At 66.0% G+C, this 17,364-nt stretch carries 10 protein-coding genes; 6 read left to right on the top strand and 4 right to left on the bottom strand.

What is annotated here, in order from left to right:
* Position 1: 1 nt before the first annotated feature.
* Positions 2 to 1,204, bottom strand: coding sequence for an efflux RND transporter periplasmic adaptor subunit (locus ACZZZD_RS14125; RefSeq protein WP_463435789.1), 1,203 nt, complete (start codon positions 1,202 to 1,204; stop codon positions 2 to 4).
* A 171-nt stretch (positions 1,205 to 1,375) separates the two neighbouring features.
* Between ACZZZD_RS14125 and ACZZZD_RS14120 the strand changes: the two genes are divergently transcribed.
* Complete coding sequence (locus tag ACZZZD_RS14120) at positions 1,376 to 1,945, top strand: TetR family transcriptional regulator (RefSeq protein WP_463435788.1); 570 nt, start codon at positions 1,376 to 1,378, stop codon at positions 1,943 to 1,945.
* Positions 1,946 to 2,014: 69 nt separating this feature from the next.
* Here the strand turns inward: ACZZZD_RS14120 and ACZZZD_RS14115 are convergent, their stop codons facing one another.
* Entirely contained in the window at positions 2,015 to 3,289 is a 1,275-nt protein-coding gene (locus ACZZZD_RS14115; RefSeq protein ID WP_463435787.1) for a sugar MFS transporter, read from the bottom strand.
* A gap of 204 nt (positions 3,290 to 3,493) precedes the next feature.
* Entirely contained in the window at positions 3,494 to 6,286 is a 2,793-nt protein-coding gene (locus ACZZZD_RS14110) for a TonB-dependent receptor (RefSeq protein WP_463435786.1), read from the bottom strand.
* Between the two features lie 289 nt (positions 6,287 to 6,575).
* Here ACZZZD_RS14110 and ACZZZD_RS14105 point away from each other — a divergent pair, with 289 nt between their 5' ends.
* Positions 6,576 to 8,369 (top strand): alpha-amylase family glycosyl hydrolase, encoded by a 1,794-nt coding sequence (locus tag ACZZZD_RS14105; protein ID WP_463435785.1) that lies wholly within the window; start codon positions 6,576 to 6,578, stop codon positions 8,367 to 8,369.
* Entirely contained in the window at positions 8,366 to 10,012 is a 1,647-nt protein-coding gene (locus tag ACZZZD_RS14100; RefSeq protein WP_463435784.1) for an alpha-amylase family glycosyl hydrolase, read from the top strand. Before ACZZZD_RS14105 ends, ACZZZD_RS14100 begins: the two co-directional genes overlap by 4 nt.
* 5 nt (positions 10,013 to 10,017) lie before the next feature.
* Here ACZZZD_RS14100 and ACZZZD_RS14095 read toward each other — a convergent pair whose 3' ends face one another.
* The gene (locus ACZZZD_RS14095) at positions 10,018 to 11,031 is read right to left on the bottom strand and encodes a LacI family DNA-binding transcriptional regulator (RefSeq protein ID WP_463435783.1); all 1,014 of its coding nucleotides are present in this window, start codon (positions 11,029 to 11,031) and stop codon (positions 10,018 to 10,020) included.
* Positions 11,032 to 11,134: 103 nt separating this feature from the next.
* Here ACZZZD_RS14095 and ACZZZD_RS14090 point away from each other — a divergent pair, with 103 nt between their 5' ends.
* From ACZZZD_RS14090 to ACZZZD_RS14080, 3 genes are all read left to right on the top strand, one after another.
* The gene (locus tag ACZZZD_RS14090; protein WP_463435782.1) at positions 11,135 to 13,201 is read left to right on the top strand and encodes a glycoside hydrolase family 97 protein; all 2,067 of its coding nucleotides are present in this window, start codon (positions 11,135 to 11,137) and stop codon (positions 13,199 to 13,201) included.
* 202 nt (positions 13,202 to 13,403) lie between these two features.
* Entirely contained in the window at positions 13,404 to 14,942 is a 1,539-nt protein-coding gene (locus ACZZZD_RS14085; protein WP_463435781.1) for an MFS transporter, read from the top strand.
* A gap of 8 nt (positions 14,943 to 14,950) precedes the next feature.
* Complete coding sequence (locus ACZZZD_RS14080; RefSeq protein ID WP_463435780.1) at positions 14,951 to 17,320, top strand: glucan 1,4-alpha-glucosidase; 2,370 nt, start codon at positions 14,951 to 14,953, stop codon at positions 17,318 to 17,320.
* The last annotated feature ends 44 nt before the right edge of the window (positions 17,321 to 17,364 follow it).

Genomic DNA, 17,364 nt, shown 5'->3' with positions numbered 1-17,364 from the left:
CTTAGCCAGCGGGAATGGAGTTGGCGAACGAGGCGCTGGACGCCGGGGCCGCCTGGGTGACCGGCGCTTGCGAAGCGTCGGCCGCGACCGGCTGGATCTGACCGTTCTTGGGTGTGACCTTCGATCCCGGCTGGGCCGCGCGTTGCAGGCCGGCGATGATGACGCGGTCGGTCGGGGCCAGGCCCGAACGCACCACGCGCAGACCCTGCACGATCGGGCCGAGCTGAACCGCCTTGTTCGTCACGGTGCCGTCGGCGTTGACCACGGCGACGGTGCGGCGGGCCTGATCCGTGCCGATGGCCGAATCCGGCACCAGCAGGGCGTTATAGGAACCGGCGCCGGCGACCTGGGCGCTGCCGAACATGCCAGGGCGCAGGAAGCCGTCAGCGTTGGGCAGGATGGCGCGCAGGCGGATGACGCCCGACGCGGTGTCCACGGCGTTGTCAGAGAAGTCGAGACGGCCGGTGTGCTTGTAGGTGCTCTCGTCCTGCAGGCGAACGTTGACCGCCGCGCCCTGATTGGCGCCGCCCTCACGCAGATACTTCAGCAGCACCGCTTCCGAACCGTCGAAGACGAAGTGGATCGGCCCGCCCGAGATGATGGTGGTCAGCACGTCGCCCGCCGAAGATCCGCCGGCGATGACATTGCCCGGATCGACCCGACGATCGGACACGCGGCCCGAGGTCGGCGCGGTCACGCGGGTGTAGTCCAGGTTCAGACGGGCCGTGCGCACGGCGGCGTTGGCGGCCGCCAGGTTGGCCTGGGCCGCGTCGACAGCGGCCTTGTTGGAATCATACTCGGCCTTTGACACCGCCTGCGAGGCCAGCAGGGTCTCGCTGCGGGCCAGGTTGGCGCGGCTCAACGTGACCTGCGACTGCATCTGGGTCACCTGGGCCTGGGCCTGGGCCAGAGCGGCCTGGGCCGGACGCGGATCCAGCGTGAACAGCAGTTGGCCGCGCTGGACCATCTGACCGTCGCGGAAGTGAACCGCCTGGATATAGCCGCCGACGCGGGCGCGCACGTCCACGCTCTCGACCGCTTCGAAGCGGCCCGTGAATTCGTCCCAGTCACGCACCTGCTGCTGCAAGGGCGTGGCCACCGTCACCGGTGGCGCGCCTTGCGCCGGAGCCTCCGCCTTGGGGGAACAACCATAAAGCGCACCCGTCGCCATGACGGATACGGCCGCAATCTTCAGCCCGCGCATCTGCGCAATCTCCCTGTCGGAGGTGAAATCCCAGTCGTGCGGACATAGGCCGATGGGGAGTCGGCCTTGTCAACGCGTGGTGACTTAATGGTCGGAGCCGTGGCGCTTGTCAACAGGCGTTGACAAAGCCATATGTGATCTACGGTTATTCACCTGTGGAGTGTCATCACCTTGTTATGTCCCGGCCCACGCCCGAGAAACGCCGCCGCGACGCGCACGGCTATTCTCGATGCTGCGCGTGAAAGATTCGCGGCGGACAGCTATGACGACGTGGGCATGCGCGACATTGCCCGGGACGTAGGCGTCGATGCCGCGCTGATCAGCCGCTATTTCGGCTCCAAGGACGACTTGTTCCTGGCCGCACTGGACAGCTGCGGCGACGGCAGCGCGCTCATGCAGGGCGAGAAAGCCGATTTCGGCCGGCGCGTGGCGCACGAGATCGTCTTCGAACCCAAGAAGGCCGACAAGCTCAAAGGCATGTCCATCATGCTGCGCTCCATTGGCTCCGCCAAGGCGTCGGACATGGTCCAGACCACCTGCACCGCGCGGTTCTTCGGCCCGCTGGAGGAATGGCTCAGCGGACCGAACGCGACCGTGCGCGCCCGACTGCTGGCCGGCTTCATCATGGGTATGTCCGTCAGCCGCGAGCTGGGCGGCGGCAGTTTCAACATCGAACCGGCCCAGTGCGAGGAGATGCGCGACCGGCTGGCGCCCATCCTTCAGGCCCTGATCGACGGCTGATCTGACCCGGGAATGCAAAAGGGCGCGGAGGAAAACCTCCGCGCCCTTTGTCTTGTCCGACGACCAGCCTCAGTGCGAGGCGGTCGAGGTCACTTCGGCCCGCGCCTTGGTGCGAATGCAGGCGATGGCGAAGACTGTCAGGCCGACATAGCCCAGCATCGGCACGATGAAGGCCGGTTGCAACCTGCCCGCCGCATCGGCGATGTGCGCTGCGACCTGAGGCAAGAGAGCGCCGCCGATGATGCCGAAGACCAGCAAACCCGAAGTCGCCGAGGTCGGCGCGGTAGACCGCTCCAGCGTCAGGGTGAAGATGGTCGGGAACATGATCGAGTTGAACAGGCCGATCGACAGCACGGCGTAGGCCGCCGTCGGACCGCCGATCTGACTGACGATCAGGCACAGGATGCCCGCCGCCACGGTACAGACGGCCAGCACGATGCCGGGACGAACCTTGGTGAGGACAGCCGAACCGATAAACCGGCCGACCATGGCGCCGCCCCAGTAGAGGGCGACCATCTTGCCCGCTGTCTCGATAGGGGCGTTCAGGATGTCGGGGCTTTCTAGGAAGTTGGTCAGCATGCCGCCGATGGCGACTTCCGACCCGACATAAAGGAAGATCGCCAGGGCGCCGAAGACCGCCCAGGGCGAGGACAGGGCCTTCAGCGGCGACACCGCTTCGGTCGAGGCCGGCGCGGCGGCGTTGATCTTCTTGCGCGCCGTGAAGATGAAGACGGCGACCAGGGCGAAGAAGGATCCCATGCCCAGGAAGGCCATGTCGATGCTGCGCAAGGACTCGGTGCGCGTGGCGACGGTGACGACGGCCCCGGCGGCGAAGACGCCACCCGTCAGCAGGACGTGCGACCCCAGCCACGGGCCGATCGTCGTGCCCAGCGAGTTGAAGGCCTGAGACAGGTTCAGTCGGCTGGACGCGCCCTTGGGGCTGCCCAGTTCGGCGACCAGCGGATTGGCTGCGACCTGCAACAGGGTGACGCCAGAGGCGATGACGAACAGGGCGATCAGCACGCCGGGATACCAGTCGGCGGCCGTGGCGGCCGGCACGATCAGACAGCCGGCGACCATAACGATCAGTGCGCCGATGATCGAACGGCTATAGCCCAGCTTGCTCAGCACCGACGCGGCCGGCAGCGACATCAACCCATAGGCGATGAACCAGGCGAAGGTCGTCAGGAAGGCCTCGGCGTTGTTCAGATCGAACACGCGCTTCACCGCTGCGATCAGCGGATCGATCAGCGAGGTGGCGAAGCCCCAGGCGAAGAACAGCGTGGTGACATAGGCGAAGGCCAGGCCTGCGCCCTGGCGTTTTCCGGCGTCCGGAACGGTCATGGATGTGATCCCCCAGTGAACAAAAACGGCCGCGCTGTTGTCGCACGGTTCTCGTCTCGCTTGGTTCCGACATCACGCCCCATGCGTCCAGCCGAAAAGCGCCGACTGTAACGAAACTTTTCCACCACGTGTGGGGTCAGGCAAAGAAAAGGGCCGCCTCGCGAACGGGGCGGCCCAAGTTTGCTCAGAAGAGAGGGGAGGAAATCAGAAGCGGTAGTTCATGCCGACCGCGAAGGTTCGGCCATAGCTCTGGTAGTCGATGGTCCGGCGCTCATCGCCATTTTCGAAGGTCTTGAACGGCTCGTCGGTCAGGTTGTTGACCTGGGCCAGGATCGACAGTCCCTCCAACGGACCGGACTGAAACTCATAGCCGACCTGGGCGTCCACGACGGTTTCCGCTGCGACCGAACGCAGGGTGCGACCATTGCCGAAGCCGGCGACCTCTCCCAGGTAATCCGAGCGGTGACGAGCGGAAACGCGGGTCTGGAAACCGTAGCGCTCATAATAGAGCGTGCCGTTGATGACCGTTTCTGACAGGCCGGGCATGGTGGTCGGCGGGTTCAACGGGTCGGGCTGGACCTCGCTGTCCGTCTGCGAGGCGCTGAACAGGCCCCCGAAGCCTTCCAGCGCCGGATGGAAGATGTCGAAGGGCGCCGAGACCGAGAATTCCAGACCCTTGATCCAGCCGCCTTCGCCGTTCTCGGGCGTCGAGATGATGCCCTCGTTGATCACCGGAGTGACGCCGCCGGTCGGGTAACCGGTGAAGTCGAAGATGCGGTTGTAGGTATAAACGTAGCTTTCCAGGTGCTTGTAGAAGGCGGCCAGCGAGACGTAGCCCTTGCGGTTCGCAAAATACTTCTCGAACGAGACGTCGACCACGTCGGCGATGAAGGGCTTGAGTTCAGGATTGCCGCCGCCGCCGCCCCACGGAGAGTTCTGGGTCGGGGTCGCCGAGGCGTTGTTGTTGCCCGCGTTGAACGAGAAGTTCCGCGAGGCGCGCATATCGTCCATGCGCGGACGGGCCAGGGTGCGAGCCACAGCGAAGCGGGCGAACAGGTCGTCGCCGACTTCCAAGATGAAGTTCGAGCTCGGCAAGATCTCCAGATATTTGGCGCCGCCCGTGAGCTCAGCGACGGCGGCGACGCCATCGCTGATCTGCTGCGCCTCGAAGCCGCGGCCTTCCTGATCGGTGTAGACGAACTGCATGCCGACGTTGCCGGTCAGCGCGCGACCGAACAGGTTGTGATCGATGTTGGCGCGGATATAGGCGGTCGAGACCTTTTCGGTCACATCCCAGTTGCCGGCGGCGACGTCAGCGTTCGGGTTGCGAACTCGATCCAGCAAGCCGCTGTTGGCCAGGCCGAGCGCGTCGTAGCTCAGCACCTGCGAAATGCCGAGGTAGCCCAGATCAGTCGGATCCAGCAGATATTCCGATGGCACCGTCAGATCGCCGCCGCCGGGGACGCCGAGGTAATACTGGTCGTTGACGAAGCTCTTCGTGCGTTCCGAATAGTTCGCACCGAAGTCGATGGACTTGAACGGGCTCTGGTGCAGTTCACGCGTGGCGGTGAAGCGAACGGCCTTGATTTCGTCCTCGATGGACGGGGTGTTCATATAGCCGACTTGACCGCCCGGAATGACGTCCGAGCCCCAGCCCTGGGCCGAGGTGATGCGGATCAGGGACGGATCGGCATAGTTCAGCTGGCTGGTGAACCGCGTCACGCCGTCGTCGGTCAGCTCGAAACCCAGGGTGTCCAGCGCGCCGTTGATGTTGCGCCCAGTGCCGGCGTTGGTTTCCAGGATGATGTCGTTGCGCTCGACCTTCGAGTAGTTGACGTCCAGACCCAGGGTCCAGTCATCGTTCGCCACAAACTCGGTGTTCCAGCCCAGGGCCGTGATATTGCTGTCGCGCTTGTTCAGGTCGTTGCGGACGACGCCTTTGATATTGTCCCAGGTGCCGGCGACGATCATGCCGTCCTCGACCGTGTAGCCGGGACGAAGCGACGGGGCCGGACGGCAGACCGCCGACGGCACGTTCACAGTGCAGTCCCCGGCCGAACCGCCCCAGGCCAGCGGGAACTCGATGCCGCGCAGGACCTGGGTGTTCTTGAACTCGGAATAGAAAGCGTCGATCGTGGAGTGGATGCGGTCGTTCGGGCGCCATTCCAGCACGCCCATATAACCGTCGCGCTCTAGCTCCGACGACATGACGTAGGGCTTGACGCCGCCGGTCACCAGATTTCCGTCGGTATAGTTCGGATAGCCCCAGCTGTTGAACCGCTCGGACTGATAGGGCGAGCTCATGTGGGCGTAACCCAGGGCGACGCCCAGCGTGCCGTCTAGGAACTGGTCGATGTAGGAGATGGTGTAGCGGTCGCCCTTGTCGGTCGTGCCCGAGTTCAGGGCACCGATGTCGTTCCACTCATGACGATAGTTTACCGCCAACGCCTGACGACCATAAGCCAACGGGCGCACGGTGCGCAGATCGACCGTGCCCGCGAGACCTTGGCCGACCAAGGCGGCGTCAGGGGTCTTGTAGACGGTCACACCGCCCAGCAGTTCCGACGGAAACTGGTCGAACTCCACGCCGCGGTTGTCGCCGGTCGTGACCAGTTCGCGCCCGTTCAGCAGCGCAGTGGTGAAGTCGGGACCGAGGCCCCGGATCGAGATGGCCTGGCTGCGGCCATCGAGGCGCTGCGAGGTCACGCCCGGCAGGCGGGCCAGGGATTCGGCGATCGACACGTCCGGCAGCTTGCCGATGTCCTCGGCCGAGATGACTTCAACGATCGAGGTGTTGGCGGCCTTGGCTGCGATCGACGCCTCGATGGAGCGGCGGATGCCGGTGACGACGATCTCGCCAACTTCGGTCGCCTGATCGTTGGCTGGGGCAGTTGCTGTGGCGGTCTGCGCTTGCGCGGCGCCGACCGACATCATGGCGGCTGCGCCGAAGGCGACGCCGGATAGCAGGCGCGCGCGCCGGTTGAGACGTTGGAACATGGTCATCCTCCCTGGGGCTGATCGCGTTTCTGAGCGTCGCGATCTGAAGCCGTCGCAAAAATATGCAAATCTTTGGCAAGGTTGCAAGCAGTTAATATTATGGCCTGATTTCGGCCCTCCCCCGGCGTCGCTTCACGCCCTTACAGACTAGATAGGCGGCAACGAACGGCGACGCTTGCGCTGCGCTGCAGCAAATTAAACCCGCGTTGACAGGCCTGGCCATTGCTGCAAAATCTTGCAAATCGATCTGGAAGGCTTTGCATTTTCCAGACGGCAGGGAGTGAGCATCATGAGGAACAGCACCGCCGTCCGAAACGGACTGCACGCCATGGCCGCCGCAGCGAGCCTGCTGCTCGCCTCTAACGCCAGCGCCGACAGCCTGGCCGACCTGCGCCAGCGCCTGCCTCAGGACGAGGTGATCTATTTCCTGCTGCCGGACCGGTTCGCCAACGGCGATCCGTCGAACGACAACGGCGGCTATTCTGCCGAGCGGCTGAAGAGCGGCTTTGATCCGTCGGACGCCGACTTCTACCACGGCGGCGATCTGGCGGGCGTGACGCAGCGGCTGGACTATATCCAGGGCCTGGGCGCCACGGCGGTCTGGCTGGCTCCAGTCTTCAAGAACAAGCCGGTCCAGTCGCACGGCGACTACACCGGCGCGGCGCATCACGGATACTGGATCACCGACTTCACGGCCGTGGATCCGCATTTCGGCGACGCGGCGACGATGCGCGCCCTGGTCGAGGCGGCTCATGCGCGCGGCATGAAAGTCTATCTGGACATCGTCGCCAACCACACGGCCGACGTGATCCAGCACCGCGAATGCCCCGAGGGGCGCTGCGCCTATCGCAATCGCGCTGACTATCCCTACACCCGCCGGGGCGGCGTCGATGGCGCGCCGATCAACGAAGGCTTCGACGGCCGCGACTTCTCGCGCCTTACACGGCCCGACTACGCCTATACGCCCTATGTTCCGGCCGGCGAGGAGAACGCCAAGGTCCCGGCCTGGCTGAACGACCCGATCCACTACCATAACCGGGGCGAGAGCACTTTTACCGGCGAAAGCGGCCTGGACGGGGACTTCGCCGGCCTGGACGACCTGCTGACCGAGGACCCGGTGGTGATCCAGGGCATGATCGACATCTTCGGCGGCTGGATCGACAAATACGGGATCGACGGCTTCCGCATCGACACCGCTCGCCATGTGAACCCGGAGTTCTGGCAGGCCTTCATCCCCGCCATGATCGCCCGCGCCGAGGCCAAGGGGATCCCGAACTTCCATATCTTCGGCGAGGTGTACGATACCGATCCGGCGGTGACCGCTCGATTCACGCGGGCGGACGGCTATCCGGCTGTTCTGGACTTCCCCTTCCAGAAACAGGCCGTGGACGTGGCGGCCGGCAAGGTCGGGACCAACGCTCTGACCAAGCTGTTCGACGCAGATGTCATCTACGCGGACGGCGCGGCCACGGCGGCCATCCTGCCGACCTTCCTGGGCAACCACGACATGGGCCGGGTCGGCTTCTTCGTGAAACAGGCCAACCCGAACGCCGACGACGCCGAACTGCTGGCGCGCATTAAGATGGCCCACGCCCTGATGATGTTCAGCCGGGGCGTGCCCACACTCTATTACGGCGACGAACAGGGCTTCGCCGGGGCGGGCGGCTACGGAAACTCACGTCAGGACATGTGGCCCAGCCAGACGCCCGTCTATCGCGACACCACCCCGGTCGGCGGTCGCCAGCCCGCCTATTCCACCGAGGCCCCGCTGTACCAAGCCATCGCCGAAATGGCCCGCATCCGCGCCGCCGAACCCGCCCTGCGACGCGGCCGTCAGGTCGTGCGCGCCTATGGCGACAAGCCCGGCCTGTTCGCCATGTCCCGCCTGGGCGAAGACGGCGGTGAGATCCTGGTCCTGGTCAACAGTTCGACCACCCCCGTCGCGGCTCAGGTCGAGGTGGAGCCAAGCTCGCTTCGGTGGCAGGGTCTGCGCGGCGAGTGCGCGGCCCAATCTTCCGCGCCCGCCAGTGTCGCCGTTCGCGTCCCTCCCCTCGATTACCTCGTCTGCAAGAGCGTTCCGTGACCGCCCAGCCTCTCGACCTTTCCACGGCTGACGCCGCGCCCGCGCTTGCGCACGACTGGTGGCGGGGCGCGGTTCTGTACCAGATCTATCCGCGCAGCTTTGCGGACTCCAACGACGACGGCGTCGGCGACCTCAAGGGGATCACCCAGCACCTGGATCACGTGGCCTCCCTGGGCGTGGACGGGATCTGGCTGTCGCCCTTCTTCACGTCGCCGATGAAGGACTTCGGTTATGACGTGTCGGACTATTGCGACATCGATCCGATCTTCGGCGACCTCGACGACTTCGACGCCCTGATCGCGCGCGCCCATGCGCTGGGCCTGAAGGTCGTCATCGACCAGGTCTTCTCCCACACGTCGGACGAACACCCCTGGTTCATCGACAGCCGCGCCAGCCGAAACGGCGAACATGCGGACTGGTACGTCTGGGCCGACGCCAAGCCGGACGGTTCGCCGCCGTCGAACTGGCAGTCGGTGTTTGGCGGCCCCGCCTGGACCTGGGATGCGCGACGGGGCCAGTATTACATGCACAACTTCCTGACCTCTCAGCCTCAGTTGAACGTCAGGAACCCTGCGGTGCAGGACGCCCTGATCGCGGCGGCTCGGTTCTGGCTGGACCGGGGCGTGGACGGCTTCCGGCTGGATGCGATCAACTTCGCCATCCACGACCCCAGCCTGCGCGACAATCCCCCAATCGCAGACGGCAAAAAGCGGACGCGACCATTCGACTTCCAGGACAAGATCTACAACCAGTCCCACCCCGACATCATCGGCTTCCTGAACCGCGTCCGCGCCCTGACCGACAGCTATGAGGGCCGCTTCACGGTGGCTGAGGTCGGCGGCGACCACGCCGACCGCGAGATGAAGGAATTCACCGCCGGGAACGACCGCCTGCACTCGGCCTATGGCTTCCTCTACCTGTACGCCGACACCCTGATGAGCGAACTGATCGGCGTGGGCGACAGCATGTGGCCGGATCGCCAGGGCGAGGGCTGGCCCTCCTGGACCTTCTCGAACCACGATGCGCCGCGCGCGGTGTCGCGCTGGGCGCAAGGGCGCGACGAGAAGGCCTTTTCGGAAATGGCCTTGCTGCTGCTGATGTGCCTGCGCGGCAATGTCTTCGTCTATCAGGGCGAGGAGCTGGGCCTGCCCCAGGCCCAGGTGCCGTTCGAGCGGCTGGTCGATCCGGAGGCCATCGCCAACTGGCCCCTGACCCTGGGCCGGGACGGGGCCCGCACCCCGATCCCCTGGATGGCGTCGGCGCCCAACGCCGGCTTCTCGACGGTCGAGCCCTGGCTGCCGGTCGATCCGCGCCATCTGCCGCTGGCGGTGGACGCGCAGGAGGCGGACCTGACATCGGTCCTGCACGCCGCGCGTCGCATCATCGCCCTGCGTCACGCCCATCCTGCGCTGCGCATCGGCTGGCTGGAACTGGTCGAGGGGCCGAAGGATCTGCTGGTCTTCCACCGCTTCGAGCGCGCGGATGGCGGCGAACGCCTGCTGTGCGTGTTCAACCTCAGCCATGCCCCCATCGACTGGTCGCCGCCCAAAGGCGCGCGTCTGATCGAGGCGGTGAACTGGACCGAGGCGGATGGCGTCCTGCTGCAGCCGCTGGCGGGCCTGCTGTTCGCCGACGCCGGATGACGGGTTCAGCCGCCGCAGGTCTCGCGAACGATCAACTCGGTCGGAACGCGCTCGGATCGGCCTGCTGCGGCGCCGCCGTGGTCAAGCAGTTTGGACACCATCAACCGGCCGGCCTTCATCGTATCCTGAGCGATGGTGCTGAGGGCCGGGCGCGAATAGCGGCTGAACGGCACATTGTCGAAACCGATGACCGAGACCTGGCCCGGCACGTCGATGCCTGCGTGCAGCAGGGCGCGCACGGCGCCCAGGGCGATCTGGTCGGACGCGGCCACCACGCCGTCGAAGACGGCGCCGCGCCGGATCAGGGCGTCCACCGTAGCCTCGGCCGACTCGACCTCGAAATGGGCCGACACGATCAGGTCCGGATCCACCGCCAGCTTGGCCTGGCTCAGCGCGTCCAGATAGCCGCGGTGCCGTTGCATCGCCTCGGGCGGATCCAGGTCGCCCAGGAAGACGATGCGCGTTCGCCCCAGCCGCGCCAGGTGCAGCGTCGCACGACGTCCGCCCGAGATATTGTCCGAGCCGATGGAGCAGTAGTCCTGATCCGGCAGTTCGGCTCCCCAGACGACGAACCGATGGTCGGCGTCCACCAGTCGGTTGAAGGCCGAATGCAGGCTGGATTGACCCAGGAAGATCACTCCGTCCGCGCGGCTGGTGTTCAGCGCGGCGGACAGCTCGTCATAGTTGGCGGGCGAGATATGGCTCATCAACAGGTCGCAGCCGCGCTCGCGCGCCGCCTCGCCTACCCCGGCCAGCAGTTCCAGGAAGAACGGATCGCTGAGGCGCCCTTCCCGACCCTGCGGACGCGGCACGACAAGGGCGATGGTGCCCTGAGCGCCGATGGGGCCGGCAGGCATGTGACGGCGGAACGGATAGTCGTGCTCCTTCGCCAGCTTCCAGATCGTCTGTTTGGTGCGGTCGTTGACGGCGGGGCTGTCGTTCAGCGCGCGCGAGGCGGTGGCGATGGACACGCCGGCCAGGCGGGCGATGTCTTCCAGACGGGTGGTCTTGCGGCTCAAGGTCGCGGGTCCTCACAACAGCGTTTCGGCGCTGCAAATTTTTCTGCAAATATTTCAGCCACCGTTCGCAGCGGTTGGCAAGAGGCGGCGTAACGGAGTTCCCATGATGAAACGCAGATCCTTCCTGGCCCTCGGCGGTGTGTCGATCCTGGCGTTCGGAGCGACCGGCGTGCGCGCCCAGACGACGCCGACCCACGCCCGCGCCAGCTCGCCCGGCGGGGTGCTGACGGTCGAAGCTTTCACGGACAACGACGGCCGGCCGATGTATTCGGTCCTGCGCCAGGGGCGGGTCGTGGTCGCCCCGTCCAAGCTGGGCTTCCTGCTCACCGACGCCCCCGCCATCGAGCGTGGCCTGGCGATCACCGCCAGCCGGCCGGTCATGGTGGACGACACCTGGGAACAGCCGTGGGGCGAGCGTCGCTTCATCCGCAACCACTACAACGAATGGCGCGTCAGCTATGCCGAGACAGCGGGCCTGCAACGCCGCGTGGACGTGGTGTTTCGCCTGTATGACGACGGCCTGGGCTTCCGTTACGAGTTCCCGGAACAGTCCGCGTTGAAGACCGTCCGCATCGGGTCGGAGATCACCGAGTTCAACCTGGCCGAAAACGGCGAGGCCCTCTGGTGCCCCGCTTGGGAATGGAACCGCGAGGAATACCTTTACAGCCGCACCCCCATCGACGCGGTGGGCAGCGCCCAGACCCCGATGACGGTCAAGGGCCAGTCGGGCTTGCACGTCTCGATCCATGAGGCCGCCTGCATCGACTACGCCGGCATGAACCTGCGCCGCTCCGAGGGCACCAACTTCCGCGCCCAGCTGACGCCCGGCCTGATCAACGCCGCCGTGGTGCGCGAGGCCCCGTTCAACACCCCGTGGCGCACGCTTCAGATTTCGGACAGCGCGGCGGGCCTGATCGATTCCAGCCTGATCCTGAACCTGAACGAGCCCAACAAGCTGGGCGACGTCAGCTGGTTCAAGCCGATGAAATATGTCGGCGTCTGGTGGGAGATGCACCTGGAGCTGAAGAGCTGGAACTCCGGTCCCAAGCACGGCGCCACCACCGAGAATGCGATCAAACACATCGACTTCGCCGCCAAGCACGGCTTCGGCGGCGTGCTGGTAGAGGGCTGGAACAAGGGTTGGGACGGCCAGTGGTTCGCCAACGGTTCGGACTTCAGCTTCACCGAGGCCTATCCCGATTTCGACATCGAGGCGGTGTGCGCCCACGCCCGATCCAAGGGCGTGCAGCTGATCGGCCACCACGAGACCGGCGGCAACGCCTTCCATTATGAGCAGCAGCTCGAACCGGCGATGGCCCTGTATGAACGCCTCGGCGTCCATTCGGTGAAGACCGGATATGTGGCTGACGCCCAGGGCGCGCGCGTCGCCGGGCCGGACGGCCAGATGGTCATGGCCTGGCACGAGAGCCAGGCAATGGCGCAGCACCATATGAAGGTCGTCGAGGCCGGCGCCCGCCACAAGGTCGCGATCAACGCCCACGAGCCGTTCAAGGACACGGGCCTGCGCCGGACCTATCCGAACATCATCAGCCGCGAGGGCCAGCGGGGCATGGAATATTCGGCCTGGGGCAACCCCGGCAATCCGCCCGAGCACGAGCCGAACCTGGTCTTCACCCGCCTGCTGGCCGGACCGATGGACTATACACCCGGCATCTTCGGCATGGAGACGCGCAGCCCCGGCGGCGTGCAGACGACCTGGGCGAAGCAGTTGGCCCTCTACGTCGTCATCTACAGCCCGATCCAGATGGCCGCCGACCTGCTGGTCAACTACGAGGCCAATCCGGGTCCGTTCCAGTTCATCAAGGACGTGCCCTGCGACTGGGCCGAGACCCGCGTGCTGGCGGCCGAGATTGGGGATCATGTCGCTATCGCCCGGAAGGACCGGGCGTCGGACGTCTGGGCCCTGGGCGCCATCACCGACGAGCACCCGCGCGTCCTGACCGCCCCCCTCGACTTCCTGGACGCCGGCCGTCGCTACCGCGCCGAGATCTACCGCGACGGACCGGACGCCGACTACAAAGGCAAGCGCGAGGACATCGTCATCGAACAGCGCGAGGTCACGTCGGCCGACGTCCTGACCCTGGCCCTGGCGCCCGGCGGCGGTCAGGCGATCCGCTTCGTGCCGGTCGGAAGGGCGCGTCGCAGATGACTACTCTGGCGTATTCCCTATCGTCGAAATCACCGCGAAATTCGTCGTCGAATTCTCTCATGCGTATCACCCCCTTTTCGTCATCCTCGGGCTTGTCCCGAGGATCCAGACTCCCGGTGCTTGCCAGTGCTTGTCATCCTAAACGGAGCGTCTGGGTCCTGAGCGCAAGGTCCAGGATGACGGCGATGAGGGGACGTAGCGCATGACCCTCCTCGCCCACCGCCCGCGCCTGTCCGGCCTGGCGATCTGGAACATGTGCGTCGGCTTTTTCGGCATCCAGATCGGCTTCGGTCTGCAGAACGCCAACACCAGCCGCATTTTTCAGACCCTGGGCGCCGAGGTCGACAGCCTGGCCATCCTCTGGATCGCCGCGCCGCTGACGGGCCTGCTGGTCCAGCCGATCATCGGCCATTTCAGCGACAAGACCTGGACCCGGTTCGGGCGACGCCGTCCCTATTTCCTGGTCGGAGCCATCGCCACCACCCTGGCCCTGATCGCCATGCCCAACAGCCCCAGCCTGTGGTTCGCCGCGGCCATGTTGTGGATCATGGACGCCTCGATCAACATCACAATGGAGCCGTTCCGCGCCTTCGTCGGCGACAATCTGCCGGAAGAACAGCGCACCGCCGGCTATGCGATGCAAAGCTTCTTCATCGGCGCCGGGGCGGTCTTCGCCTCGACCCTGCCGTGGCTGCTGTCCAACGTCTTCAACATCGCCTCGACGGCCGAGGCCGGCGTCGTGCCCCTGTCGGTCAAAATCGCCTTCTACGTCGGCGCCGTCGGCCTGTTCGCAGCCGTGCTGTGGACTGTGCTCAGCACCAAGGAATACAGCCCCGAACAGATCGCCGCCTTCGAACGCGCCAAGCAGGAAGCGCTGGGCGCCCCCGCTGACGACGGCCCCGAGGCGCCGGCCCGCAGCGTCCAGGGCTGGATGACCTCCGGCCTAGTCTGCGCCGTCTTGGGCGCGCTGGCCTTCGTGCTGATTTCGGTGCTGGATCTGGAAAAGGAACTGCTGGTCCTGGCCGGTTTCTTCGCCGGTTTCGGCCTGCTTCAGATCGCTGTCGGCATGATGCAGCGTCGTCGCATCACGAACGCCGCGACCGAGATCCTGAACGACATCTTCAGCATGCCCGAGACGATGCGCGGCCTGGCGGTCGTCCAGTTCTTCAGCTGGTTCGCCCTGTTCGCCATGTGGATCTACACCACCGCCGCCGTGACCCGCGTCCATTACGGCACGACCGACACGACCTCGGCCGCATACGCCACGGGCGCCGACTGGGTCGGGGTTCTGTTCGGGGTCTATAACGGCGTGGCGGCCCTGGCGGCCTTCACCCTGCCGGTGCTGGCCAAGCGCATCGGCCGCAAGGCGACCCACGCCCTGATGCTGCTGCTGGGGGCGGCGGGCCTGTTCGGCGTCTTCGTCATTCGAGATCCGGCCCTGCTGTGGCTGCCGATGATCGGCATCGGCTTCGCCTGGGCCTCGATCGTCTCGATGCCCTACGCCATCCTGTCGGCGGCGGTGCCTGACCGGAAAATGGGCGTCTATATGGGCGTCTTCAACATCTTCATCGTCGTGCCCCAACTGCTGGCCGCCACCGTCCTGGGCCTGATCCTCAAGACCCTGTTCGACGGTCAGGCGATCTGGGCCCTGGTGCTCGGCGCCGTCTCCTTCGTGCTGGCTGCGGTCAGCGCGCTGTTCGTCCGCGAGTCCCGCTCGCTTTCCCCCACGCGCAATCCGTGAGGACCTCCATGCGTATGTCAAAGACCCTCCGCCTCGCCGGCGTCGCCAGCCTGGCCCTCGCCTCGGCCGCTTCCGCCCAGTCGGTGGCCCCCGGCACACCGGGCGCCCCACCCGTGTGGTCCAGCGCCGCCAAGACCGGCGCGGGCGCATCCTATGAAGCCTATGTCGACGGCCAATATCGCGACGGCGGCCCGACCGGGGCGGTGTCAAAGGTCTGGTTCTCCATCGCCGACGGCGTCCTGACCGAGACCATGTACGGCCTTATCCACGAGGCCCAGATCAAGGCCCTGCGCTTCGCCCTCGTCACGCCGGAAGGCCTGGCGCTGGAGGGTGACGACACCACGGCCAGGACCGAATACCTGCACGTGGACGCGCAGGGTCGCCCCCTGTCGCCCGCCTACAAGGTCACGACCCGCGACAAGGCCGGCCGGTTCGAGATCGAGAAGCGCATCTTCACCGACCCAGACCGCAACGCCCTGGTTCTGCGGGTTCAAATCACCGCACTGAGCGGCGAGGCCACGCCCTATCTGCTGCTGGAGCCGCACATCGCCAACACCGGCGTCGAGGATCGCGGAGCCGTGACGCCCCAAGGCTTCCACGCCTGGGAAGGCGACACGCACCTGGTGCTCAAACCCAGCGAGGCCTTTGCCGCCGCCAGCGTCGGCTTCGTCGGCGCCTCGGACGGGCTGACAGATCTGCAGGACAGCAAGCTGGACTGGAACTACGCCTCGACCGGCGAGACCGCCGGCAACACGATGATGACCGGCGCCCTGCCGACCCTCCGTATGGGCCAAAGCGTTAGCCGCGACTTCGTCATCGGCTTCGGCGACAGCGAGGCGTCGGCCCAGGCGGCGGCGGACGGCGCCTTTGCAACGGGGCTGGACGAGGTGCTGGCGCGCTTCAACGGCGAGGGTGAGCGCGTCGGCTGGGAAGACTATGTCGCCTCGCTGACCGAACTGCCGCGCATCGCCGAGCAGGCGACGGACGGCGGCAAGCTGGCCTATGCCTCGGCTTTGATGCTGAAGGTGCAGGAAGACCGCACCCATGCCGGCGCCCTGATCGCGTCCCTGTCAAACCCGTGGGGCGACACGGTGGACGCGTCCAAATCCTCGACCGGTTACAAGGCCGTCTGGCCGCGCGACTTCTACCAAGTGGCGATGGCCTTGGCGGCCTTGGGCGACAAGGAGACGCCGCTGGCGGCCTTCAACTATCTGCCCCAGGTCCAGGTCGGCCCGAACACGCCAGGCAATACCGGCGTCGGCGGCTGGTTCCTGCAGAAGACCCACGTCGATGGCGAACTGGAATGGGTCGCGGTTCAGCTGGACCAGACGGCCATGCCGATCATGCTGGGCTATCGTCTGTGGAAGATGGGCTGGCTGTCCGACGCCCAGATGACCGAGCACTATCAGTCCATGCTGAAACCGGCCGCCGACTTCCTGGTGGACGGCGGCAAGATCGGGCTGTTGTGGAACGATGCCGAGATCAAGCCGCCCTTCACCCAGCAGGAACGCTGGGAGGAGCAGCAGGGCTATTCGCCGTCCAGCACCGCCGCCGTGGTCGCCGGCCTGACGGTCGCCGCCGAAATGGCCCGCGCCTCGGGCGATGCGACGGGCGCCACGCGGTATCAGATCGCCGCCGACAGCTATGCGTCCAAGATCGAAGACCGGATGTTCACCACCAACGGCGACTTCGGCGATGGACGCTACTTCATCCGCATCACCCAGAACGAGAATCCCAACGATAAGGCCCCGATCGGGGTCGCCAACGGCCAGATCGCTCCGGCCGAGGACCGGGTCGTGGACGGCGGCTTCCTGGAACTGGTCCGCTATGGCGTGCGCAAGGCCGACGATCCGCATATCCTGGCCACCCTGCCCGTCTATGACGACCAGTCGCTGGAGCCGCTGTATCGCGTTCGATACGACTTCGGTCCCGAAGGCGACAAGACGCCGGGCTGGCGGCGTTACGGCGTCGATGGCTATGGCGAGGATCATCTGACCGGCGCCAACTATGGCGTCGGCGGCGAGATGAGCCCCGGCCAGCGCGGCCGAGTCTGGCCCTTCTTCACCGGCGAGCGCGGTCACTATGAGCTGGCCCGCGTCAGCGTAAACGGCGCCCCATCCGCCGCCGACATCGCCGCCATCCGCCAGACCTATGTGCGCGGAATGGAGCGGTTCGCAAACGGCGGCCTGATGCTGGCTGAACAGGTCTGGGACGGCGTCGGCGATCCGACGACCAAGACTTACGCCTTGGGCCAGAACACGGACTCGGCCACGCCCCTGGCCTGGACTCATGCCGAATACCTGAAACTGCTGCGGTCGCTGGCTGACGGTAAGGTCTGGGACAGCTACGACCCGGTCCACGACCGTTACGCCCGATAAGAAAAAAGGCCCCGGAGATCGCTCTCCGGGGCCTTTCTTTCTGG

Source organism: Brevundimonas sp. AC546, from assembly GCF_979258305.1.
Note: the sequence above shows the minus strand (reverse complement) of the source record. Positions and strands in the feature narration are given on the sequence as shown.